General features: G+C 64.3%; 17 protein-coding genes and 2 tRNA genes. 13 read left to right on the forward strand and 6 right to left on the reverse strand.

Annotated features, from left to right (window positions below):
* Positions 1-18 precede the first annotated feature (18 nt).
* From A6F65_RS12200 to A6F65_RS12225, 6 genes are read left to right on the forward strand one after another with little or no spacing between them, the layout of a single operon-like run.
* Positions 19-1,479 carry an NAD-dependent succinate-semialdehyde dehydrogenase gene (locus tag A6F65_RS12200; RefSeq protein ID WP_067789348.1) on the forward strand — a complete coding sequence of 487 codons (1,461 nt, stop codon included), beginning with the start codon at positions 19-21 and terminating at the stop codon, positions 1,477-1,479.
* 49 nt (positions 1,480-1,528) lie between these two features.
* The gene (gene modA, locus A6F65_RS12205; protein ID WP_067789351.1) at positions 1,529-2,278 is read left to right on the forward strand and encodes a molybdate ABC transporter substrate-binding protein; all 750 of its coding nucleotides are present in this window, start codon (positions 1,529-1,531) and stop codon (positions 2,276-2,278) included.
* Positions 2,278-2,970 (forward strand): molybdate ABC transporter permease subunit, encoded by a 693-nt coding sequence (modB, locus tag A6F65_RS12210; RefSeq protein ID WP_067790649.1) that lies wholly within the window; start codon positions 2,278-2,280, stop codon positions 2,968-2,970. Before modA ends, modB begins: the two co-directional genes overlap by 1 nt.
* A complete protein-coding gene (locus A6F65_RS12215; RefSeq protein ID WP_067789354.1) occupies positions 2,960-3,583 on the forward strand; it encodes an ATP-binding cassette domain-containing protein in 624 nt (207 codons plus the stop codon). Before modB ends, A6F65_RS12215 begins: the two co-directional genes overlap by 11 nt.
* A 44-nt stretch (positions 3,584-3,627) precedes the next feature.
* Positions 3,628-5,778: an RNA degradosome polyphosphate kinase gene (locus A6F65_RS12220; protein WP_067789358.1), complete on the forward strand. Its 2,151-nt coding sequence runs from the start codon at positions 3,628-3,630 to the stop codon at positions 5,776-5,778.
* A complete protein-coding gene (locus A6F65_RS12225; RefSeq protein ID WP_067789362.1) occupies positions 5,775-7,274 on the forward strand; it encodes a Ppx/GppA family phosphatase in 1,500 nt (499 codons plus the stop codon). Before A6F65_RS12220 ends, A6F65_RS12225 begins: the two co-directional genes overlap by 4 nt.
* A gap of 91 nt (positions 7,275-7,365) precedes the next feature.
* On the opposite strand, the gene A6F65_RS12230 is transcribed toward A6F65_RS12225, so the two are convergent.
* Complete coding sequence (locus A6F65_RS12230) at positions 7,366-10,551, reverse strand: TonB-dependent receptor (RefSeq protein ID WP_067789365.1); 3,186 nt, start codon at positions 10,549-10,551, stop codon at positions 7,366-7,368.
* 174 nt (positions 10,552-10,725) lie between these two features.
* On the opposite strand from A6F65_RS12230, the gene A6F65_RS12235 reads away from it, so the two are divergent.
* Positions 10,726-12,237 (forward strand): tryptophan halogenase family protein, encoded by a 1,512-nt coding sequence (locus tag A6F65_RS12235; RefSeq protein WP_067789369.1) that lies wholly within the window; start codon positions 10,726-10,728, stop codon positions 12,235-12,237.
* A gap of 16 nt (positions 12,238-12,253) precedes the next feature.
* On the opposite strand, the gene A6F65_RS12240 is transcribed toward A6F65_RS12235, so the two are convergent.
* The 4 genes from A6F65_RS12240 to A6F65_RS12255 all read right to left on the reverse strand — a co-directional run bounded on the left by A6F65_RS12240 (position 12,254) and on the right by A6F65_RS12255 (position 14,641).
* Positions 12,254-12,329, reverse strand: a tRNA-Thr gene (locus tag A6F65_RS12240).
* A gap of 58 nt (positions 12,330-12,387) precedes the next feature.
* Positions 12,388-12,461 (reverse strand) — tRNA-Cys (locus tag A6F65_RS12245).
* Positions 12,462-12,551: 90 nt separating this feature from the next.
* Entirely contained in the window at positions 12,552-13,250 is a 699-nt protein-coding gene (locus A6F65_RS13190) for a winged helix-turn-helix domain-containing protein (protein WP_237164826.1), read from the reverse strand.
* Between the two features lie 200 nt (positions 13,251-13,450).
* A complete protein-coding gene (locus tag A6F65_RS12255) occupies positions 13,451-14,641 on the reverse strand; it encodes an LL-diaminopimelate aminotransferase (protein WP_067789373.1) in 1,191 nt (396 codons plus the stop codon).
* Positions 14,642-14,769: 128 nt separating this feature from the next.
* Here A6F65_RS12255 and A6F65_RS12260 point away from each other — a divergent pair, with 128 nt between their 5' ends.
* The 6 genes from A6F65_RS12260 to A6F65_RS12285 all read left to right on the forward strand — a co-directional run bounded on the left by A6F65_RS12260 (position 14,770) and on the right by A6F65_RS12285 (position 20,990).
* Complete coding sequence (locus A6F65_RS12260) at positions 14,770-16,641, forward strand: PHA/PHB synthase family protein (RefSeq protein WP_067789375.1); 1,872 nt, start codon at positions 14,770-14,772, stop codon at positions 16,639-16,641.
* A 166-nt stretch (positions 16,642-16,807) separates the two neighbouring features.
* Complete coding sequence (locus tag A6F65_RS12265) at positions 16,808-17,602, forward strand: phasin family protein (RefSeq protein WP_067789377.1); 795 nt, start codon at positions 16,808-16,810, stop codon at positions 17,600-17,602.
* Between the two features lie 250 nt (positions 17,603-17,852).
* Positions 17,853-18,194 (forward strand): ATP-dependent Clp protease adapter ClpS, encoded by a 342-nt coding sequence (clpS, locus tag A6F65_RS12270; protein ID WP_157093184.1) that lies wholly within the window; start codon positions 17,853-17,855, stop codon positions 18,192-18,194.
* Between the two features lie 62 nt (positions 18,195-18,256).
* A complete protein-coding gene (locus A6F65_RS12275; RefSeq protein ID WP_067789379.1) occupies positions 18,257-19,489 on the forward strand; it encodes an LptF/LptG family permease in 1,233 nt (410 codons plus the stop codon).
* Entirely contained in the window at positions 19,479-20,579 is a 1,101-nt protein-coding gene (gene lptG / locus A6F65_RS12280; protein ID WP_067789382.1) for an LPS export ABC transporter permease LptG, read from the forward strand. Before A6F65_RS12275 ends, lptG begins: the two co-directional genes overlap by 11 nt.
* A gap of 117 nt (positions 20,580-20,696) precedes the next feature.
* Positions 20,697-20,990, forward strand: a complete 294-nt coding sequence (locus A6F65_RS12285) for a hypothetical protein (RefSeq protein ID WP_067789385.1) — start codon at positions 20,697-20,699, stop codon at positions 20,988-20,990.
* 89 nt (positions 20,991-21,079) lie between these two features.
* On the opposite strand, the gene A6F65_RS12290 is transcribed toward A6F65_RS12285, so the two are convergent.
* Entirely contained in the window at positions 21,080-22,174 is a 1,095-nt protein-coding gene (locus A6F65_RS12290; protein ID WP_067790655.1) for a fatty acid desaturase family protein, read from the reverse strand.
* Between the last annotated feature and the right edge of the window lie 66 nt (positions 22,175-22,240).

A 22,240-nucleotide genomic window follows, 5' to 3' on the forward strand; every position in this document is an offset into this window, starting at 1 on the left:
CGCAATCGGAGAGACCCCATGACGACCCGCGGCAAGCTCGACAACCAGGACCTCTGGGTCACCGGAAACCTGATCGGCGGGGAGTGGATTTCGGCATCCGGGGATGCGCTTGAGGTGGACGATCCCTTCACGCTGGAGGTGATTGCCGAAGTCCCGAATTGCGGCGCGGAGGAGACCGGGCGCGCGATCGAAGCGGCTTCCGATGCCTTTCCCGGCTGGGCAGACCGTACCGCCAGCGAGCGCGGCGAAATCCTGCATGACTGGTACCGCCTGATCATGGAAAACCGCGACGACCTGGCGCGCATCATGGTGCTGGAAAACGGCAAGGCCTGGTCCGACGCCACAAGTGAGGTGGAATATGGCGCAGGCTTCCTGAAATTCTTCGCGCAGGAAGCCACCCGCATGCTGGGCGAGATCATCCCCGCCAACACGCCCGGACGCCGCCTGCTGGCCACGCGCGAACCGGTGGGCGTATGCGCCGCCATCACGCCGTGGAATTTCCCGCTGGCCATGCTGACCCGCAAGGTGGGCCCGGCGCTGGCTGCCGGATGCACCATGGTGGCAAAGCCCGCCGCAGCAACGCCGATCACCGCGCTCGCCTTCGCAAAGCTGGGCCAGAAGGCCGGTGTGCCGGACGGCGTGTTCAATATCGTGACTGGCGACGCGAAGGCGATCGGCGGGGCGATGACCGAGGCGTTCGCGGTTCGAAAGCTCAGCTTCACCGGCTCCACGGGTGTGGGCGTCAAGCTCTACGAGCAATGCGCTGCGACGATGAAGAAGACGAGCCTGGAGCTGGGCGGCAATGCCCCCTTCATCGTATTCGACGATGCCGATTTGGAAACCGCGGTCGAGTCCGCGAAGACCGCCAAGTTCCGCAACAGTGGCCAAACCTGCATCGCCGCCAACCGCTTCCTGGTGCAGGCCGGGATCCATGACGAATTCGTGGAGGCCTTCGGAAAGGTCGTGGGCGACATGCAGGCCGGTGACGGCTTCGAAGACAGCTCCGACATCGGCCCGCTGATCGACAAGGACGGCAAGGACAAGGTGGAAGAGCATCGCCAGAATGCGCTCGACAATGGCGCGCGCGTAGTGGCCGGCGGTGGATCCGGCGACGGGCGCATTGTCCACCCAACCCTGCTGGCGGACGTATCCCCCGACATGCAGATTTCGTGCGAGGAAACCTTCGGTCCGGTCGCCGCCGTCATGAAATTCGATACGGTGGACGAAGGTATCCGCCTGGCAAACGACACCGAATTCGGCCTTGCATCCTATTTTTGCTCCCGCAATCCTGCCACGATCGCGCGCGTCGGGCGGGAACTGGAATATGGCATGGTTGGCGTGAACACCGGGCTGATCTCGACCCCGCACGCCCCGTTTGGCGGGGTAAAGATGTCGGGTCTTGGCCGCGAAGGATCGCACCACGGCATAGAGGAATATCTGCACGTCAAATATCTGTGCGAAGCGGGCCTCGATAACTGAGCCGTTTCTCGCGCTGGACCGCATAGCGGCCAGTCGATAGGGCTGCGCCATGCGCGCGCTTTACGCATTCCTGCTCCTGGCCTGCCTGCTGGTGACGGCATGCAGCGACAATGATGCACGCGGCGACGCGCCCGTGATCCTGGCCGCCGCGAGTCTGCAGGAAGTGCTGGACGAAGCGGCAGATGCCTATGCCGCCGGGGGCAATCGCCGGCCCGTCCTCTCCTTTTCCGGCACGCCGTCCATCGCGCGGCAGGTGCTGGAAGGCAGCCCGGCAGACGCCGTGGTGCTGGCGGACACGCTGTGGATGGACCGGCTGGTCGAAGAAGGCCGCGTTACTGCGGGCGATGTCAGCGTGATTGCCGGCAACGGCCTGGTCCTGGTGGCTGCTCCCGACGAGGAGGGCCAGCTTGCGCCGCCATCGGACCTGCGCCCCTTCCTCGCCATCGCGGACCCCGACACCGTCCCTGCCGGCCGCTACGCCAAGGCGGCGCTGCAGGCTGCCGGCATGTGGCAGGTGGCGGAGGGCCGCATGGTGGTGACGGACAATGTGCGCAGCGTGCTGGCACTGGTGGAGCGCGGCGAGGTCCCGCTGGGCGTGGTCTATACAACGGACATGCTTGCCAGCGGCAAAGTGCGCGAGGTCATGGCTTTCCCGCCCGGCTCCCATCCCCCCATCCGCTATCCGGCGGCCATGATCGCGGGTTCGGACAACGCCGCAGCGCGCGGTTTCCTGGCCTTCCTTGCGTCCGCCGACGGGCAGGCCATCTTTGCCAAGCACGGTTTTGCGCCCGCGCCATGATGCTGAGCGGCGGTGAATGGGCGATCATCGGCCTGTCGTTGAAGGTGGCGATCGCCGCCGTCGCGGTGACGCTGCCCATCGCCTATGCCCTCGCGTGGCTGCTGGCGCGTAGGCAGTTTCGGGGCAAGCTGCTGCTGGATGCGGCGGTGCACCTGCCGCTGGTCGTCCCGCCCGTCGTCACGGGTTGGCTGCTGCTGGTGGCGTTCGGCCGCAATGGTCCCGTCGGGCGCGTGCTGGAGGACTGGTTCGGCGTGACGCTGGTGTTCAGCTGGACCGGCGCGGCGCTTGCCGCGGGCGTCATGGCCCTGCCGCTGATGGTCCGCGCCATGCGCCTGTCGATAGAGGCGGTGGACCGGCGGCTGGTCGATGCCGCGCGCACGCTCGGCTCCAGCCCGTGGGCGGCATTCCGCCGCATCACCCTACCGCTCAGCCTTCCGGGAATATTTGCGGGGATCATGCTGGGTTTTGCCCGCGCATTGGGGGAATTCGGCGCAACGATCACCTTTGCCGCCAATATCCCGGGACAGACCCGTACCCTGCCCCTGGCAATCTATACCGCGCTGCAATCGCCGGGCGGGGAAGCCATGGTCACGCGCCTCGCGCTGGTCAGCGTGGCGCTTTCAATCATTGCCATCGTCGCATCGGAATACCTCGTGCGCCGCGCATCGGGGGAGCGCGCGCATGCGCTTTGACTGCGATTTCAGCTTCTGTGTGGGTGAAGGCTCGCGCCGCCTCGTGCTGAAGAGCGACGCCCGGCTGGTGGCGCTGACTGGCCCCTCAGGCGTGGGCAAGACGACGGCGCTGCATTGCATCGCCGGACTTCGCCAGCCGCTCGGGGGGCATATCCGCATCGGAGGGCGCGCGCTGGACGGCCTTGCGCCCGAGCAGCGCCGCGCAGGCGTGGTATTCCAGGACCTGCGGCTGTTCGATCACATGAGCGTGGCCGCAAACCTCGCTTTCGGCGCGCGGCCCGAAGCTGGAGACGCCGCCAACCTTGCCGATATTTCCGATATGCTCGGCCTTGGCGGCCTGCTGGATCGATATCCGGCCAATCTGTCGGGCGGCGAGGCACGGCGTGTCGCACTGGCACGGGCCATCCTCTCGAACCCCGATTTCCTGCTGCTGGACGAGCCGATGTCATCGCTCGACGCAGCGCGGGCGGACAGGATCGCCGGGCTGATCGAGCGGCTGCGAGACGAGCTGGACATCCCCATCCTGCTGGTCAGCCATTCGGACAGCGAAGTCGCCCGGCTCGCCAGCGAAAGTGTCACGCTGTCCGCCAGCGGCGATATGACTGCCAGCTAGCGCGCATTGTGCGACCGGCACCGCGCGCCTAACCTCCCGAATCGATGAGCACGCTGCCCGAACCCCTGAATGACGATACGCCGGTGGATGCCCCGCAGGACCGGTATTTCAACCGCGAACTGAGCTGGCTGGCCTTCAACGACAGGGTGCTGGAAGAGGCCTGCAACGAGCATTACCCGCTTCTGGAGCGGCTGCGCTTCCTGTCGATCAGCGCCAACAATCTCGATGAGTTCATGATGATCCGCGTTGCTGGCCTGATCGGCATGGTGCAGCGCCGGATCGACACGCCCAGCATCGACGGACGCACGCCGAACCAGCAGCTGGCCGCCGTGCGCGAGGCGGTGGACGAGCTTTCCGAACGCCAACAGGCCGTGTGGCGCGGCCTGCACGAAATGCTGGATGCGGCCGGCATCCATGTTGCCGACGAAAGCTATATGGACAAGCAGGGCGTCGCCTGGGCGAAGGAGTATTTCGTCGAGGAGATCATGCCGATCCTCACGCCGCAGGCGATCGATCCGGCCCATCCCTTCCCCTTCGTGCAGAACGAAGGACTGGGCGTGCTATTCAACCTGACGCGCGAGCGCGACGGCGGACAGGTGATCGAGATGGTGCTGATCCCACCTGCCCTGCCGCGCTTCGTGCGCATGCCGGGTGAGACTGCGGTCTACCTCCCCATCGAAACGCTGGTGTGCCGCCACGCGGACCGGCTGTTTCCGGGCTTCAAGGTGGAGGGCGATGGCGCGTTCCGCATCCTGCGCGACAGCGATATCGAGATCGAGGAAGAGGCCGAGGACCTAGTCCGGACATTCCGCAGCGCGATCCAGCGGAGGCGCCGCGGGCAGGTCATCCAGCTGGAAATCCAGGACGATTGCGATCCGGTGGCGGAGGCGCTGCTGCGCGACCAGCTGGAAATCCACGAAGCCAATGTGGTGAAGACCGGCGGCCTGATCGGCATGTCCGACCTCGAGCAGGTGGTGGAGGAAGACAGGCCCGAAATGAAGTTCGAGGCTTATTCACCGCGCTATCCCGAACGCATCATGGAGCATGACGGCGATTGCTTTGCCGCGATCCGCGAAAAGGACATCGTGATCCACCACCCCTACGAAAGTTTCGAGGTGGTGGTGGACTTCATCCGGCAGGCCGCTGCCGATCCGGACGTGGTGGCCATCAAGCAGACGCTGTACCGCGCGGGCAACCAGTCCGCCATCATCAGCGCCCTGATCGCCGCGGCCGAGGCCGGCAAGTCCGTCACCGCGGTGGTCGAGATCAAGGCGCGCTTCGACGAGGAGCAGAACCTGATGTGGGCCGGCAAGCTGGAACGCGCCGGCGTGCAGGTGATCTACGGCTTCGTGGACTGGAAGACCCACGCCAAGGTTGCGCTGGTGATCCGCCGCGAGGAGAGCGAATACCGCACCTATTGCCACTTCGGCACCGGCAATTATCACCCGGTCACAACCAAGATCTACACCGATCTCAGCTTCTTCACCGCCGACCCGAAGATGGGCCGCGACGGCGCGCGCCTGTTCAACTTCATCACCGGCTACGTCGAACCGCGCAAGGTGAAGCACCTGGCCATCTCGCCTCTGAACCTGCGCGAGGAACTGGTGAGCCTGATCGACACGGAAATCGCAAATGCGCAGGCAGGGAAGCCGTCCGGCATCTGGCTGAAAATGAACCAGCTGACCGATGATGGCATGATCGAGAAGCTGTACGAGGCCAGCAATGCCGGTGTGGAAGTGCAGGTGGTGTGCCGCGGCATCTGCTCCCTGCGGCCGGGCGTGCCCGGCATGTCCGAGAACATCCAGGTCAAGTCGATCATCGGCCGTTTCCTGGAACACAGCCGAGTCTTCGCCTTTGCCAATGGCGAGCGCCTGCCGAATGCAAAGGCAAAGGTCTTTATCGCCAGCGCGGACTGGATGAGCCGCAACCTCAATCGCCGGGTGGAAGTGCTGGTCCCGATCCGCAACCGCACGGTCCACCGCCAGATGCTGGAACAGGTTCTGCTGGCCAACCTCCTGGACACCGAACAGAGCTGGGCGCTGCATCCGGACGGGTCCTATTCCCGCCTGCCAGCGGGCGACAAGCCTTTCAATTGCCACCAATATTTCATGACGAACCCATCACTTTCCGGCCGCGGGGGTTCGCTGGAAGCAGGCCGCGTGCCGACGCTTTCACTGCGCAAAGGGGCTGTATGACCAATCGATCCGGTTCGCGGACCGACCGCTTCGACGACCGTCCGGACAGGGCCGTCATCGACATCGGATCCAACACCGTCCGCATGGTGCTGTTCACCGGATCGCAGCGCTGCCCGGAGCAATGGCTGAACGAAAAGGTGAGCGCGCGGCTGGGCAGCGAACTGTCCGAAACCGGCTGCATGCCGGAAGACCGGATGGACATGGCGATTGCGGAGCTGCGCCGATACGTCCGCCTGCTGGACGATTTGGGTATCTCCGATGTCACCACGGTCGCAACAGCGGCTCCGCGCGAAGCCGAGAACGGAGAGGATTTCCTGGACCGGGTGCGCGAGCTGGGGCTGGCACCGCGTGTGCTGACTGGCGAGGAAGAAGGCCGCGCCTCCGCCCATGGTGTGCTGTCTGCCTTCCCCCATGCCTCCGGCGTGGTGGCGGACCTTGGCGGCGGCAGCCTGGAACTGGTGCGTGTCGATGACGGCGAAGTGGGCGAAGCAGTCAGCCTGCCTCTGGGCACCCTGCGCCTGGCACGCCTGCGCGAAAGCGAAGCGGGGCTGAAGGCGTCGGTCGACGCCATGCTGGCGGAGGCGGGCTATTCGGGCGAGGAGAACCGCACGCTTTACCTGGTCGGCGGTACATGGCGCGCGATGGCCCATTTCGCGCTAAAAACCTTTCGCTTCCCGCTGACCGATCCGCACGGCGTTGCCCTGCCGGCAAAAGAGGCGATGGTGCTGGCCAAGAAAGTCTCGCGCATGGATTCAGGCGAGCTTGCCAGCCTGTCCGCGATCACATCGACGCGCGCGGAAGCGATGCCGGATGCAGCCATCCTTTTGCGGCGACTGCTGAAGGCCATCGGACCGAACAAGCTGGTCTTTTCCAGTTGGGGCCTGCGCGAAGGGCTGCTTTACGAGAGGCTGGGCCGCGCGGACATGGTGCAGGATCCGCTGGTCTCGAGCGCCGACCGGTACTCGGCGCGGCGCGGCGTCGGGGCGAGCAAGGCAGTGCTGATCGCTGCGTGGACGGCAGACGCCGTGGGACATTTCGCCAAGATACCGGGCGGCGAGCGCCTGCGCCTGGCGGCCGCCATGCTTGCGCTGGCGACCGCGCGGCTGGAGCCGAACCTGCGCGCCCGGCATGCTTATGACTGGGCAATCGACAAGCGCTGGATCGGGCTCGACCCGTCGGGCCGCGCGCAGCTGGCAGCTGCCCTGCTGGCAGCATGCGGTGAGACCTCGTGGCCGGAGCAGCTGGACGCACTGGCCTCGCAGGAGGACCTGAAGGAAGCCGCCGCATGGGGCCTTGCCATCCGCCTGTGCCGCAAGGTCGGCGCGGGTACGCGGCAGTCGCTGCTTGGCACCAAGCTGGTCTGCGAACCCGATATCGTCCGCCTTCGCTTCGATCCGGCGCTTGCCATGCTGGCGACCCCGCAGATCGAGGGCGAACTGAAGGCGCTGGCGAAATGGCTGGGCCGCGATTGGGAAATGACAACCTCAGCCGAATAGGGCGGCAACCTCACCACTTCTGCATCGCCGCAAAGCAAAAGGGCCCCCGCATCGCTGCGGAGGCCCTTTCTTTATGCAGTATCCTGCCGCGTCAGAAGTCAAAGCGGACGAGGAAGCTGAAGCGGCGATCGTTCCGGTAAGCGGAGCGGATCACCCGCGTGCCGTCGAAATCGATGACCGAGCTGGTCTGCGTCACTTCGTCGAGCAGGTTCACGCCCTGGACGCCGACCTTGATGTTGTCGGTGACGTCATAGAAGATCGACGCGTCCAGCTGGCCCGTGGCTTCACCGTAGATCGGCGAGAACGGGAAGATCACGTCGCGCGGCGTCTGCAGGAACTCGCTGCGCCAGTTATACGCGGCACGGGCAGAGAAGCCGTACTTTTCGTAGAACAGCACGGCGTTGACCGTGTGCTTGGAGATGCCCGGCTGGGGCAGGTCGCCAAACACGTCGCCGGAACTGGCGAAGTCCTTCGAGTCCACATAGGTGTAGGTCAGCTGCGTGCCGAGGCCGCTCAGCGGGCCGGGGAGGAAGTCCCAGGCATGCTGGTAAGCGACTTCAACGCCGCGCAGCTTGGCCTCGCCGAAGTTAATCGGGCCGTTGACCTCGACTTCGGTGGTCGCACCGCTGGGGCTGGTGAATGTCCGCACCGAAGGACCGAAACCGAACAGGTTCGAGAAGTCCTTCTGGAACAACGCCATGGTCAGCGAGCCGACGTCAGCGAAATACCATTCCGCCGAGAAGTCGTAATTCCAGGCTTCGACCGGGCGGAGCAGGCGGTTGCCGGTGAAGATCTGGAACAGCGGACCGTCGGCCAGGCCGCCGGCCTGCGCCAGGTCGACCGTGTTGTCCGAGATGGAGCCGCCGGTGCGGAAGGACGAAAGGTCCGGCCGCGAGATGCCCTTGGAAACTGCCACGCGGAACAGGATGCCGTTGCCGATATCCAGTTTGGCGTTGAAGCTGGGCAGCCAGTTGGAGAACTCGATCGTCTCGTCATCGTTCAGGTTTTCGCCGGTAAAGACCGCCGCATATTCCTGAAGCCTGTTGGCCGGCAGCGAGCAGAAGCCCGGGACAGCCGGGTTATTCGGCTGGTTCGCGAAGGGCACGCAGTACGCCTGCAATTCTGCAGCCGTATATTGTCCGTCACTGTTGGCATCCACGTTGGGATCGATCGTCGGGAAGGTGATTTCGCCTTCGCTATCGATATCGGTCTGCACATAGCGCACGCCGATGTTACCCGTAAGCTCCCAGCCGTTGTTGAAGTAATGGCCGAAGTCCATGCGGGCATAGAGCGCAGTCGTGTTCTCATCCACGTCGGAGATTTCGCCGGGCAGGTAAGATGTGCCGGGGACCAGGCCCTGACGATTGTAGACCGGGCCCCAGATGTTGGAATCGACAGCCGGCGCGAAGGTGGAGATCGCGTTGGCGCGGCCTTCCACGGTGCCGTTGAAGTATTCCTCGATCAGGTTGTCGCCGCCAAAGAAGTATGCCGAACCGTCGCCATAGGGAACGGGGGCAGCACCACGCTGGAAGTTGTCGCCGAACGGGTTGTAGAGGTTCGCCGAGCCCGGGAAATCAAAGATGTACGCGCCGCCGCAACCGAAGGCCTGCGGATCGCCGCAGTTCCAGTTGCCATTACGCCGACCCCATTCCGCACTGAGGTTACCCCAGTTCGCGAAGTTCTGGCTGCGCGTTACGCGGTTGCGGTCACCCCAGCGGGCACCGAAACGGGCCTTGCGGAAGAAACCTTCATCGCTGACATCGTATTCGGCATCGAAACGTAGGCTGGTGAGGCTGCCTTCATTGCGAACCTGGTTGTCGATCAGGAACCAGTAAAGCGTACGCGCCGGATCGTTGAAGTAGTTGGGCGTGCCAACGCTGCTGGACGGCAGGAATTCGATCTGCGGCGTATCGCCGGTGTTGTCGATCCGCACGTCGCCGAAGCTCTTGGTCACGGCAATCACACCGTTTTCCTGGCGGTCGGACGAAATGTGCTGCGCTTCGAAGTTGAACCGCAGGCGGTCCGTCACAGCCAGGTCGACATCGATGGAGATATCGTCCGTGCGGGCTTGGTCTTCCCGCTGGAAGCGCAGGAATTCGATCGGGATGCCCGGGCCGATGTTGTTGGTCAGCGTACCGGTCTGGAAGACACCGTTCGAATCGAAGGTCAGGTTCGAACCAGCGGCCGGAACGGCGAAGAACACTTCATCGTTCACCAGCGCAAGCGCAGCAAACTCATTCAGCTTGCCATCGACTTCGGCCTGCAGATATTCGATCGTGACGAGCGCCGCGCCGTCAGTGCTTTCCCACTGCAGCACGCCGGAGAATGCCTTACGGTCACGCTCCAGGTTCGTGGTGCGCACACCGCCGCCCTTCGGGACGATGACGGAATTGGCCGGCGGGAAGTTGCTGGCGTTGAAGTTCGGGTTGCCGGAATAACCGCCCGAACCGACATTGACGACGCGCAGGCAGCCCGCGGTCAGCGATGCGTCGCGGTAGCACGGGTCAGTCAGCTGCGAGGCATCGGTCCGCGTGACCAGTTCCTGCTGCGCATAACCGATCTGAACGCCGAAACGGCCCACGGGGGTTTCGCCGCTGTAGGACAGGAGCGTGGAGAAGCCGGGCGACCATTCTTCCGCGAGGTCGCCGACATTGTACTCAAACGTACCGGCAATCTTGAAACCGTCCGTATCGAGCGGCTTGCGGGTGACGAGGTTGACCGTACCGGAGATACCGCCGTCGATCATGTCGGCCGTGGTGTTCTTGTACACCTCGACGCGGCCGAGAAGTTCGGGCGACACGTCGTTGAAGGAAAGCGAGCGGCCGCCGTTTGCGGAGAAGATATCGCGGCCGTTCAGCTCGGAACGCACGAAGGCGAGGCCGCGGATGATGACGCCGGAGCCTTCGACCGAGAAACGGTCGGGGTCGTCGCGCTGCTCGAAACGGGAGATGTTGACGCCGGGAACGCGCTGCAGGGCTTCTGCGACGGAGCGGTCGGGCAGAGCGCCGATGTCTTCCGCGCTGATGACGTCGACCACGGTGTCCGCGTCGCGCTTCACATCCTGCGCCGTGTTGAGCGAGGCGCGGAAGCCGGTGACGATGATGACGTTGTCGTCGTCTTCCACGCTTTCCGGCGTACCGGCGGGGAATTCCTGGTCTTCACTGACGTCCTGCGCGAACGCGGCGGGCGAGAGCGCCAGCGAAAGGGCCAGGCCCGACACCGTGGCCAGCGCACCTGCGCGGCCGGAACGCGAATCGCTCTTTTTCCTGAAATTCATCAAACTTCCTCCCAATTGCAGGCGCAGTTCACCCACACTTCTGAGTGTCCGTTACCCATCATTGTGAACGCTCACAAGGCAAAAAATGAGCGTTCACAATTGCGCATTTGCAGCGTAGGAAAAGTGCAACACTTCCGCCGCGGCGCGGTTCAATCGGAACGGACAGGGCAATCCATGGCAATCGAGAAGATCGTAATCGTCGGCGGTGGCACGGCCGGCTGGATGGCCGCTGCGGCCCTCTCGCGCCTGATCGAAGGCAGTTCGCTCAGCGTCACGCTGATCGAATCCGAACAGATCGGGACGGTCGGCGTGGGAGAGGCCACAATCCCGCCCTTCGTCGACTTCAACCGCCAGCTGGAGATCGACGAGCGCGAGCTGCTGTCGATGATCAACGGCACGTTCAAGCTGGGCATCCAGTTCGTGAACTGGGGCCAGGTGGGTGACAGCTACATCCACCCCTTCGGCGATTACGGCTACCAGATCGACGGCGTACCCTTCCATCACCTGTGGCACCGGATGCAGGCGCTGGGCGACAAGCGCCCGATCCAGGTCTTCAATGCCGAGACCATGGCCGCGTTCTTCGGCAAGTTCGCGCCCACGCCGGAGAACCAGCTTGAAGACCTGCCGCCGGTCAACTTTGCCTATCACATCGATGCCGGCGCCTACGCCCGCTTCCTGCGCCGCTATGCCGAGAAGCGCGGTGCCGTCCGGCTGGAAGGCCGCATCGAGGATACCGCACTCGACGCCGAGACCGGCTTCGTCACCTCCGTCACCATGGATAATGGCGAGACCGTGGAAGGCGATTTCTTCGTCGACTGTTCAGGCTTCCGCGGCCTGCTGATCGAGCAGGCGCTGGAGACGGGATACGAGGACTGGTCCCACTGGCTGCCTTGCGACCGCGCCGTGGCCCTGCCCTGCAACCGCGACGATGGCAGCCCGCCTGCCCCCTTCACCCGCGCCACGGCCCATTCCGCCGGCTGGCAATGGCAGGTCCCGCTGCAGCACCGCAACGGCAATGGCCATGTCTATTGCAGCACCCACATGGGCGATGACGAAGCGCATGCGATCCTGACTTCGAACCTTGCGGGCAAACCGACGGCGGACCCGAATTTCCTCCGCTTCACCACCGGGCGGCGCAAGAAGTTCTGGAACAAGAATGTCGTGGCCCTGGGGCTGGCCGGTGGCTTCATGGAGCCGCTGGAGTCCACCTCCATCCACCTGATCAACACCGGGGTGACCAAGCTGATGGCGCTGCTGTCACTCAGCGGCGTCACGCAGGCACAGGAAGACGCCTTCAACCGGCTTACGGGCAAGGAATACGACCGGATCCGCGATTTCCTGATCCTGCATTACCACCGCACGGACCGGACCGATTCCGATTTCTGGAATTACGTGCGCACGATGGATGTGCCGGACACGCTGAAAGAGAAGATGAGCCTGTTCCAATCCATGGGTCAGGTCTTCCGCGAGGATGACGAGCTGTTCACGCAGACCAGCTGGGCCGCGGTGATGCTGGGCCAGGGGCTGAAGATGCAGGGCCACAGCGCCACCGCAGACGCGCTGGACCTCAACGCACTGAAGCCCGAGATCGATGGCATCGAGCAGTCCATCCGCTTTCTGGTGCAGAACATGCCCGCGCACGGCGAGTTCCTGGCGCGTTACTGCCCGGCATCCGCCGCTGCGTGACCTGATCTTTGGGAAGTGGTGCCGCTTAGAGGATTCGAACCTCTGACCCCATCATTACGAATGATGTGCTCTACCAACTGAGCTAAAGCGGCGCCCGTGAGGCCCGTTATCGCGTGCGGTGGCCGCTTGCAATTGCCGGACTTCAAAAAATGGAGGCCCGAGCCGGAATCGAACCGGCGTGCAAGGATTTGCAGTCCTCTGCGTAACCACTCCGCCATCGGGCCTCACCCTGCCTGACGACAGGAAGTGCGCCCCTAGCGAATGCGGGAATGGAGGGCAACGCGATTCTTGCCGCGCCATGGCGGGCCAGGCGATCAGCCCGCGTCGGAGCTGGCCGGCTGGAGCCCCTGGGTGCGAAGATAGGCATCCAGCCTGTCCTCGCCGGACCTGCTGCCATGTGCCGCATCCCGCAGCATGAAGGGACCGTGAGCGCCGGGCTCCAGCCGGTAACCCCCGCGCGGATCTGTAACCACGATGCCGCTGCAGTCATTGGCGGCCAGCTTCGATCGCAGGCGGGCCACGTGGACTTCCACGCTGTTCGTTTCCGGAATGTGGTTGAGCCGCCAGACATCGCGCAGCAATTGCTCGCGAGTCACCGGCTCCCCCGGATCATCGGCCAGCCGCCACAATACGCCGAATTCGCGGGGGTGGAGCCTCAGCCAGTTGGCTCCCGATCGCGCGTCGCGGTGGAACAGGTCCAGCGTGAGCGGCCCGATTTCGCGCCAGCGCGGCAGCATGTCGAACATGTCCGCCACGCGCGCGGCGCGTACGGCAAGTTCGCTCGATCCGGTGGCGGCAGGCAGCGCCTCGGCGCAGCCCAACTTGATCAGCGCGGCGCGCGTTGCCGGTTCTTCCGCGCCCAGCATGATCATGCGCCAGGCCGGCTGGTCCGCTTCGGCGATGGCGATGCCTTCGGACGCGGCAAGCGGGCGCAGGTCGCACAGCAGGACATGCTTGCAGGTGGCGCGCGCGCCGTGATGGCCGCGGCACAATTGCCAGCCATGCGACCGCAAATCCCATTCAGGAGGCGGATCGGCCGGCCGGCCAATCCATCCAAACCATCTCAAAACGTCACTCCGCCCCGCTGCAGGCTGCAAAGGACCAGCCTTGGCGCAGGGATGCAAGCTGGCAATCACCCTGATGGTCGATTGCGGGACGGTTACAAGGACTTACCTTCGCGCGGGCAAAGCCGCAGCCAGGCTGGATATGCTGCCTATTCCGCGCCGCCCGGGCCGGACAGGAACCGCTTGATGTTACGTGCAGCCTGGCGAAGGCGCTGCTCGTTTTCCACCATGGCAATGCGCACATGTCCCTCGCCGCGCTCGCCAAAGCCGACGCCCGCAGCAACGGCAACGCCCGCTTCGGTCAGCAGCCGTTTGGAGAACTCCAGGCTGCCCATATGCGCCATCTGTTCGGGCAGCGGGGCCCAGGTGAACATGGATGCGGCGGGCAGCGGGATCGGCCAGCCAGCGCGGGTGAAGCTTTCCACCATCACGTCGCGCCGTTTCTGGTAGAGGTCGCGGTTGCGCTGCACCACGTCCTCCGGCCCGTTGAGCGCGGCGCAGGCGGCGGCCTGGATGGGCGTAAAGGCGCCGTAGTCCAGATAGCTCTTCACCCGCGTCAGCGCGGCGACCATCCGCCGGTTGCCGACACAGAAACCCATGCGCCATCCGGCCATGGAGAAGGTCTTGGACAGGCTGGTAAACTCCACCGCCACGTCCTTCGCGCCCTTCACCTGCAGGATGGAGGGCGTCGGCTTCCCGTCGAAATACAGTTCCGAATAGGCGAGGTCGGACAGCACCATCACCTTGTTGTCGCGCGCCCAGTCCACCAGCCGTTCGTAGAATGCCAGGTCCACCACTTCGGCCGTGGGGTTGGACGGGTAATTCACGATCAGCACGGTGGGGCGCGGCACGGTGTAGGCCATGGCCGCTTCCAGCGCGCGCCAGTAGTCCTCGTTCGGGGTGACCGGCACGGAGCGGATCGTCGCGCCCGCCACGATGAAACCGAAGGTGTGGATCGGGTAGGACGGGTTCGGCGCCAGCACCACATCCCCCGGCGCGCTGATCGCGGTGGCCAGGCTGGCCAGGCCTTCCTTCGAACCCATGGTGACGACAACCTCGCCGTCCGGGTCCAGGTCGACGCCGAAGCGCCGCGCGTAATAATCGGCCTGCGCCTTGCGCAGCCCCGGTATGCCGCGCGACTGGGAATAGCCGTGCGCATTTGGCTTTCGTGCCACCTCGCACAATTTGTCGATCACATAATCGGGCGGCGGCAGGTCGGGATTGCCCATGCCAAGGTCGATGATGTCCTGCCCCGCCTGCCGTGCAGCATGCCGCATCGCGTTCACTTCCGCGATCACATACGGCGGCAGGCGCTTCATGCGGTAGAATTCTTCGTCCATGTCCCTCGGCCAATCACAGCAGGTTCGCGGCCGTTACTGCCGGTTTCCTTTGGTCCGCGCAATGCGCGCTGGAAGCAGCGGCAACAAAATGGTCCTGACAATTTCTTCGCATGCGCTAAGCTGCGGCCATGGCAAAGCAGGATGACAGCTCGCAAGACGTGGCCAATATCTTCACGGAGATGCTGCGGATCCAGGGGGAAGTGGCGCGGCAGGCCTTCGGCACCGCGCTGCCCGGCTATGACGGGCTGGTCCCCGACCAGGAGCAGATCGACGAATGGGGCAAATCCACGCTGCGCATCCAGAAGATGTGGCTCGATGCGGGCGGGCGGGAAGATGACAGCCCCCTGCCCCTGATGGCGGACCCCGCCAGCTGGTTCGACACTATGCAGAAGCTGGCACAGGCGAATCCGCTGCTCGATCCCGATCGCCAGCAGGCCATGATGGCCGAAGGGCTGGAGCTTTGGGAGCGGGTGCTGGGCGGATACGGCATCGGCCCCAAGGCTGGCGGCGAGGAACCCTCCGAACTGCCGCGCAAGGATCGCCGCTTTGCCGATCCCGCCTGGCGCGAGCAGCCTGTCTATGCCCTGATGCACCAGACTTACCTGCTGCTGGCAGAGCGCATCCAGCAGGCGGTGGACGGCCTGCAGGGCATGGAAGAGGAAGAGCGTGAGCAGCTGCGCTTCGCCACCCGGTCCGTGCTGGAGGCGATGAGCCCGGCCAATTTCCCGCTGACCAACCCTGTGGTGCTGGAACGCACGCTGGACACGCAGGGCCGCAACCTTGTGACGGGGATGGAGCGGCTGGCGGGCGACATCGAGCGCGGCCAGCTGACCCATACGGATTCCAGCGCCTTCACGCTTGGCAAGAACATCGCGGTGACGCCCGGCAAGGTTGTGCACGAGACGCCGATGTACCAGCTGATCCAGTATTCGCCGGCGACGGACGAGGTGTACCAGACGCCGCTGGTGATCTTCCCGCCATGGATCAACCGCTTCTACATCCTGGACCTGAACCCCAAGAAAAGCTTCGTGCGCTGGGCGGTCGAGCAGGGGCTGACCGTCTTCATGGTCAGTTGGAAGAGCGCCGACGAGAGCATGGCGGATGTCGAGTGGGACGATTACATCCGCGCCCAGATCGATGCGATCGACCATGTCCGCGCGCGCCTGAAAGTGCCCGCCGTCCACACCATCGGCTATTGCGTCGCGGGCACGACGCTGGCGGCGACGCTGGCGATCCTGGCGCGGCGCGGCGAGGCGGACAAGGTCGCCAGCGCCACCTTCTTCACCGCGCAGGTCGATTTCGAGCAGGCGGGCGAGCTGAAGCACTTTGTCGACGATACGAAGCTGGAAATGATCCGGCAGGCCAGCCAGGGCGGATACCTTGACGGACGCTACATGGCCGCCACCTTCAACCTGCTGCGCGGGTCGGACCTGATCTGGAACACGATGGTGCAGCATTACCTGCTTGGCGAGGATTATCCCGCCTTCGACCTGCTGCACTGGAACGGGGATGTCACCAACCTGCCCGCCAAGTGGCACAGCCAGTACCTGCGCGATTTGTATCGCGACAACCGGCTGGTCGTGCCCGACGCGCTGGTGGCGGATGGCACCAGCATCGACCTCAACCTGATCGAGACCCCAGCCTATGTGCAGGCTGGCCGCGAGGACCACATCGCCCCGCCGGAAAGCGTGTGGAAGCTGGGCCAGGTGCTGAACGGGCCGGTGCGCTTCGTTCTGGCCGGCAGCGGGCATATCGCCGGCGTGGTCAATCCGCCGGGTTCGGGTAAGTACCAGTACTGGATCAACGATGGTGAGCCGGGCAGCCTGGACGAGTTCCGCGAAGGCGCAGTCGAACACCCCGGAAGCTGGTGGACTGACTGGATCGCCTGGATCGAGCAGCAAGCCCCCAAGCGCATCAAGGCGACCGGGAAACGCAAGCCCGGATCGGGCCGCGACAAGGTGATAGAGGATGCACCGGGCCGCTACGTAGCCACCCGATAATCGCCTTAGCCAGTTGAAAAACCGCCGAAATCTGTCCTGGCGCGACGAGCCGTGCACCAATTATGTTGCACTGCACAAAAACGCTTGACTTCGCAGCTGCAACATCTAAATTGTGCAGTGCAACAAAAGCCGTCCCGATGACGGGTTGCCGAAAGCGAGGTTCAGAATGGCAGATGCCGTGGACAATGCAGAGAAAGCCTACGCGGAAGCTTCCGCCGAAGCCAAGCCCGTAGCGAAGCCCGCTGCGGCGAAGGCCGATGCCAAGGCATCGCCGGAGCCGAAGAAGGCGGAGCCCAAGACGAAGGCTGCGACCGAGAAGGCCGCGCCGAAGACCAAGGCCGTGGCCAAGAAGCCCGCGCCGAAGAAGGCCGCCGCCAAGGCGCCGAAAAAGAAAACCACGCGTGTCGGGGTCACATCCGCCGCGAAGAGAAAAGCCCGCGTCGCGGGGCGCAAGCCGGCCGCAAAGCCGATCGCCGCCCAGGTGGACGCAAAATCACTTAACGAATTGAAGGAAAAGATCATGGCCAAGAAGACCGAAGATTTCACCAAGACGATGACCACCGCGATGACCGAAATGCAGGATCGCGCGAAGTCCGCTTACGAAAAGAGCACCGAGTTCGCCGGCGAAGCCACCGAATTTGCCAAGGGCAATGTCGAAGCCGTCGTCGAAAGCGGCAAGATCCTGTCCGGCGGCATGCAGGACATGGGCGCTACCGTGGTTGCCGAAGCCAAGTCGGCTTACAAAACCATGACCGCCGACATGAAGGAAATGGCCGCCGTGAAGAGCCCGACGGACCTCTTCCAGCTGCAGGGTGCCATCCTGCGTCGTAACTTCGACGCAATGGTCCAGGCTTCTTCCAAGAACACGGAAGCTGCGATGAAGCTGGCCAACGATGCCTTCGCGCCGATCTCCGCCCGCGCCAACGTCGCAGCGGACAAGCTGGCCAAGGTCGCTGCCTAAGCGACCTACGGTTTAGCCGGGGATACCTCTCTCCTCCTCTTCCCCGGCGAATGATGCGGGCCGGAAGCGTGAATGCGCTTCCGGCCCGTTATCGTTTCCGGCCCGGCGGCCAGGCCTTTCATCCATCAAGATGACGGATGGTCGCTTTGCCCCTTGAAGCCTGCCCGCGCGATACGATATTCGCCCTTCGATGAGCGTTCCCCTGCCCCTTCCAGTTAACCGGCCGCACCGTGCACGCCCCTTCCCGCCCATGGCGGCCGATGACGGCGTGAAGAAGGGCGATGACGATGCCGGCGATACGGAAACCGGCATCGCCACCAAGACCCGCGCCAAGCCGAAGAAGCCTAGCCAGTACAAGGTGCTGCTGCTGAACGACGATTACACGCCGATGGAATTCGTGGTGGTCGTGCTGAAGAAGTTCTTCCGCATGGACATGGAACAGGCCACGCGCGTCATGCTCCACGTACACCAGCGCGGTGTGGGCGTGTGCGGCATCTTCCCCTACGAAATCGCCGAAACCAAGGTGAACCAGGTGATGGATTGCGCGCGGGAAAACCAGCACCCGCTGCAATGCACGCTGGAAAAGGCCTGACAATTCGGGTCCCTTCGGGCTAAGGCCGCCGGATTGATCGATCTTCGGCTGCGCGAGACCTCGTGACTTTCATCACCAAGACAGACCGGTACATCTTCAAGCTGGTGCTTGTGCCGATGATCAGCGTCTTCGTTATCGCGGCCTCGCTGCTGCTGCTCGACAAGATGCTGCGGCTGTTCGAATTCGTTTCCAGCGAAGGCGGGCCCGTCGGCGTCGTCTTCAAGATGCTGCTGAACCTGATCCCGGAATATTCCACGCTGGCCATCCCGCTCGGCCTGCTGCTGGGCATCCTGCTGGCCTTCCGCAAGCTTGCCACCAGCAGCGAGATCGACGTGATGCGCGCCGTTGGCTGGGGCTATGGCCGCCTGCTGCGCGTGCCTTACCTCATCACCCTGTTCCTGGTGGCGGTGAATTTCGCCATCGTCGGCTACCTCTCGCCGCTGGCGCGCTACACCTATTCGGAGCTGGAGTACGAGCTGCAGTCCGGCGCGCTGGGGGCCAGCATCAAGGTGGGCGAATTCGTCAGTCTGGAAGACCAGATCGCCCTGCGTATCGAGGCGAGCGAGGACGAGGGGCGCGAGCTGCGCGGCATCTTCGTTCGGCTGGGCGCATCGGACGGGCAGGTGCTGTCCATCTCTGCGCGCGAAGGGCGCTTCCTGGCCAACCGGGAAGATCGCAACACCATCATCCTGCGGCTGGCCGATGGCACGATCATCCATGACGATCCCGGCCAGGTGCCGCGCGTGCTGAGCTTCAGCCAGCATGACCTGCCGATCGACCTGCCCGCCATCGAACGCTTCCGCGAGCGCGGACAGGTGGGCGACCGCCGCGAGTTTATCCTGCCGGAACTGGTGCGCGTCGGCTGGGCGGACAGCACGACCGAGGTCGAACGCGATGCCACGCTAGCAAACCTCAACTTCCGGTTGGTGGAGGTGGTTATGATGTTCCTGCTGCCGCTGCTGGCGGTGGCGCTGGCCATCCCTCCCAAGCGATCGACCAGCGCACTGGGCGTGTTCGTGGCGATCGTGATGGTCGTGGCCTATCACAAGATCAACCAGTACGGCGAAGGCGTGGCTGAGCTTGGCCGCGTGAATCCGTACCTCGCCTTATGGGGGCCGTTCGTGGTCTTCGCGGGCATCATCGTGTGGATGTACCACCAGGTCGCCCATGTGCCGGGCGGACAGGCCATCGGCGCGCTGGAAGCTTTCTATGGCAAGACGGCAAAGCGGCTCGGCCGCCTGCTGAAACGGGGCCGGCCACGCGCCGCGCAGGAGGAGGCCGCCGGTGTTGTTTGACTTCTTCCCGTCGCGAAAGCTGACCTGGTACCTGGCGAAGACCTTCATCACGCGCATCCTGGCGATGCTGGTGATGCTGGTGCTGGTGCTGCTGGCACTGGACCTGCTTTCCAAGACCGGGGACATCCTGGCCTATGAGGGCAATGGGCAGGCCGAACTGCTGCGTTATGCCGGGTACCGGATGCCGCAGCTGGTCGCGCGCTTCATGCCTTATTCCGTGCTGCTCGCCACAATCATCACCTTGGCGACACTGAACCAGAACAGCGAGGTGACGGCGATGAAGGCCGCCGGGCTTTCCGCGCACCAGATCCTGGCGCCGCTATTGCTGACGGCGCTGGTGGTCGCGGGCTTCTCCTTCGTGTTCAACGAGCGTGTGGTGACGCGCGTAACGTCGGACCTGCAGACATGGCAGGGCGTCGATTACGGACCGATGCCCAAGGAGAGCGGGACGCGCACCAATGTCTACCTGACGGACGGCCAGAACGTGCTGATGGCGCGCACGGTATCGGGTAGCGGGGCGCAGACGCTGATGCGCGATGTCACCTTCTACCAGCGGGACGAAGCGGGAATGATCCGCCAGCGCATGCAGGCCGACAGCGCAAGCTATGCCGGCAACGGCTGGCGGCTGGAAAACCCGCGCAGCTTCGATGTGGCCCGCGCGTCCGAACGCGCGCTGGAGGGCGATGTGGTGGTCGCGCCGGAACTGGGCCTCGACGAAGTGGCGCTGGGCAAGATCAATCCCGATGCAGAAACGCTGAGCGAACTGTCAGCCTCCATCGCCGCGCTGAAGGCCACAGGTCGCCGTACGGCGGAACTGGAAGGCAAATGGTGGCACAAGATCTCCGGCCCGCTCTCCGCCGTGCTGATGCCCTTGCTGGGCGCGGTTGCAGGCTTCGGCCTAGCGCGGTCCGGCCAGCTGTTTGCGCGCGCCGTGATCGGCATGTCGCTCGGCTTTGCCTATTTCGTGGTCGACAATGCGGCGCTGGCGATGGGTAGCTTCGGCGGATACCCGCCCCTGCTCGCAGCCTGGGCGCCTTTCTTCCTGTTCTTCCTGATCGGCGAGACCGTGCTGATCCGTACGGAGGAATAAGGCAAAATATGGCGCAATTGAGGCAGATTTGCCTTATTGCCATTTTCCTGCCACATTTTGCCTTGCCGGCTCGCCCTACCGAGTCGCATTGGGGATAATCCCCGCAAGGAGAGTGATATGAAAAAGATCCTGATTTCCGCCCTCGTCGCCACCTCCGCACTCGGCCTGGCCGCTTGCGACCCCAACGCTGCTGACGACACCGTCGTGACCGATGGCGCCGACACCACCTCCGTCGATGACGGCACGGCTGCGGTCGAGCCGGTCGAAGGCGACGCGCCTGCCGTGACGACCGACGGCGAGACCGACAGTGTCACCGTGGGTGAAGACGGCGTGGAAGCCAATATCGGCGACACGCAGGTCTCCGTCGATGCCGATGGCACGGCCAACGCCACGATCGCTGCCGACAAGTAAGCAGCGGGGCGCCGCGGCGCCTGCCAAATGAAAAGCCCCCGGGCCATAACGGTCCGGGGGCTTTTTCATGCCTGCAATGAACGGCCGTGTCAGCGGCGCATGGTTGACCGGCCGATGCGCGCCACCAGCGGCAGCATGCCCTTGTGGCTTGCACCGTGTAATGTGTCCGCTCCGTCCACGAAGTGTCCGCGCAGGCGGCGATGCGCCTCACCCAGCGAGTGATAGGGCATGGACGGCATCAGATGGTGCAGCGCGTGATAGCGCAGGCCGACCGGCGCCCACAGCTCCGCGAAGGGTGACGGCGGCGGCACGTTGACGCTGTCGAGATATTGCGCGGTGACCGTCATGGCCTCGCCCTCGTTCTCCCAAAGGTGCGCGACGAGCGTGCGTAGCTGGTTGAACACCGCCACCACGCTGAACACGGCCAGCGCGATCAGCAGCGGCCGCCAGCCAAAGGCAAAGACGCTGCCGATCAGGGCCCATGACCAGGCAAAGCATGCCGCTTCCTGCAGCATGAAGCGTTTGCGGGCTTCACCCGTCTCTGCGCGGCGGCGAAACGCGGGGTTGATGGCGAGCGCGGAAAAGCGCGCCCAGCTCTGCTGGCGCACCCATGGAACGACCAGCCCCAGCGGCGTCAATATCGCGAAGCGGAACAGCAGGGCCGGCGGTGCCAGCAGCGAGATCAGCAGGAAGGCCGGCAAGCTCCACGGCTTCATCAGCGCCAGCGGCAAATACTCCGGATCTTCCGCAGTGCCATAACGCGTGCGCTGGTGATGGATGGTGTGCACATTCTCGTACATGAAACTAGGCGTCAGCATCGGCACGCCCACCAGCGCATTCCACGCAGTCCGGAAGCCGGGCAACGCATTGCGGTGGAGGTGCGAGATTTCGTGGATGAACAGCAGCGCACGGTACAGCGCCAGCACGGCCACCACCGCGCTGCCCAGCGCCAGCCAGCCATTTTCCAGCAGGATCGCACCTGCCAGCGCGGCATAGCCCAGCAGCGCGCTGCCGATCATGTCCGGCCAGTAGATATCGGCGCGCGCCTGCGTGATGTCACGCGTCAGCTCCGCCGCCTTGCGCATCAGCACCTTGTCGTCCGCAATGTCCTGCAGCCGCGCGCGCACGGCAGCGCCGCCAAGCGGGTTCGCCGTTTCGCCGGAGGCAGGGGATTGAGAGGCCATGGTGTGGTTTTCCAAGGGGTTGGGCGGGTGACCGCCGCCATTCTATGGCAGCGCGGCGGACGCGGT

It is taken from the genome of Paraurantiacibacter namhicola (assembly GCF_001687545.1).
Lineage (GTDB): Bacteria > Pseudomonadota > Alphaproteobacteria > Sphingomonadales > Sphingomonadaceae > Paraurantiacibacter > Paraurantiacibacter namhicola.

Coding starts and splice junctions, on each gene's coding strand:
- A6F65_RS12290 (WP_067790655.1), bottom strand. CDS start 22,174: ATGGCCTCTCAATCCCCTGCCTCCGGCGAAACGGCGAACCCGCTTGGC.
- A6F65_RS12225 (WP_067789362.1), top strand. CDS start 5,775: ATGACCAATCGATCCGGTTCGCGGACCGACCGCTTCGACGACCGTCCG.
- A6F65_RS12235 (WP_067789369.1), top strand. CDS start 10,726: ATGGCAATCGAGAAGATCGTAATCGTCGGCGGTGGCACGGCCGGCTGG.
- A6F65_RS12215 (WP_067789354.1), top strand. CDS start 2,960: ATGCGCTTTGACTGCGATTTCAGCTTCTGTGTGGGTGAAGGCTCGCGC.
- clpS (WP_157093184.1), top strand. CDS start 17,853: ATGGCGGCCGATGACGGCGTGAAGAAGGGCGATGACGATGCCGGCGAT.
- modB (WP_067790649.1), top strand. CDS start 2,278: ATGCTGAGCGGCGGTGAATGGGCGATCATCGGCCTGTCGTTGAAGGTG.
- A6F65_RS12220 (WP_067789358.1), top strand. CDS start 3,628: ATGAGCACGCTGCCCGAACCCCTGAATGACGATACGCCGGTGGATGCC.
- A6F65_RS12255 (WP_067789373.1), bottom strand. CDS start 14,641: ATGGACGAAGAATTCTACCGCATGAAGCGCCTGCCGCCGTATGTGATC.
- A6F65_RS12285 (WP_067789385.1), top strand. CDS start 20,697: ATGAAAAAGATCCTGATTTCCGCCCTCGTCGCCACCTCCGCACTCGGC.
- A6F65_RS12200 (WP_067789348.1), top strand. CDS start 19: ATGACGACCCGCGGCAAGCTCGACAACCAGGACCTCTGGGTCACCGGA.
- A6F65_RS12230 (WP_067789365.1), bottom strand. CDS start 10,551: ATGAATTTCAGGAAAAAGAGCGATTCGCGTTCCGGCCGCGCAGGTGCG.
- A6F65_RS12265 (WP_067789377.1), top strand. CDS start 16,808: ATGGCAGATGCCGTGGACAATGCAGAGAAAGCCTACGCGGAAGCTTCC.
- A6F65_RS12260 (WP_067789375.1), top strand. CDS start 14,770: ATGGCAAAGCAGGATGACAGCTCGCAAGACGTGGCCAATATCTTCACG.
- modA (WP_067789351.1), top strand. CDS start 1,529: ATGCGCGCGCTTTACGCATTCCTGCTCCTGGCCTGCCTGCTGGTGACG.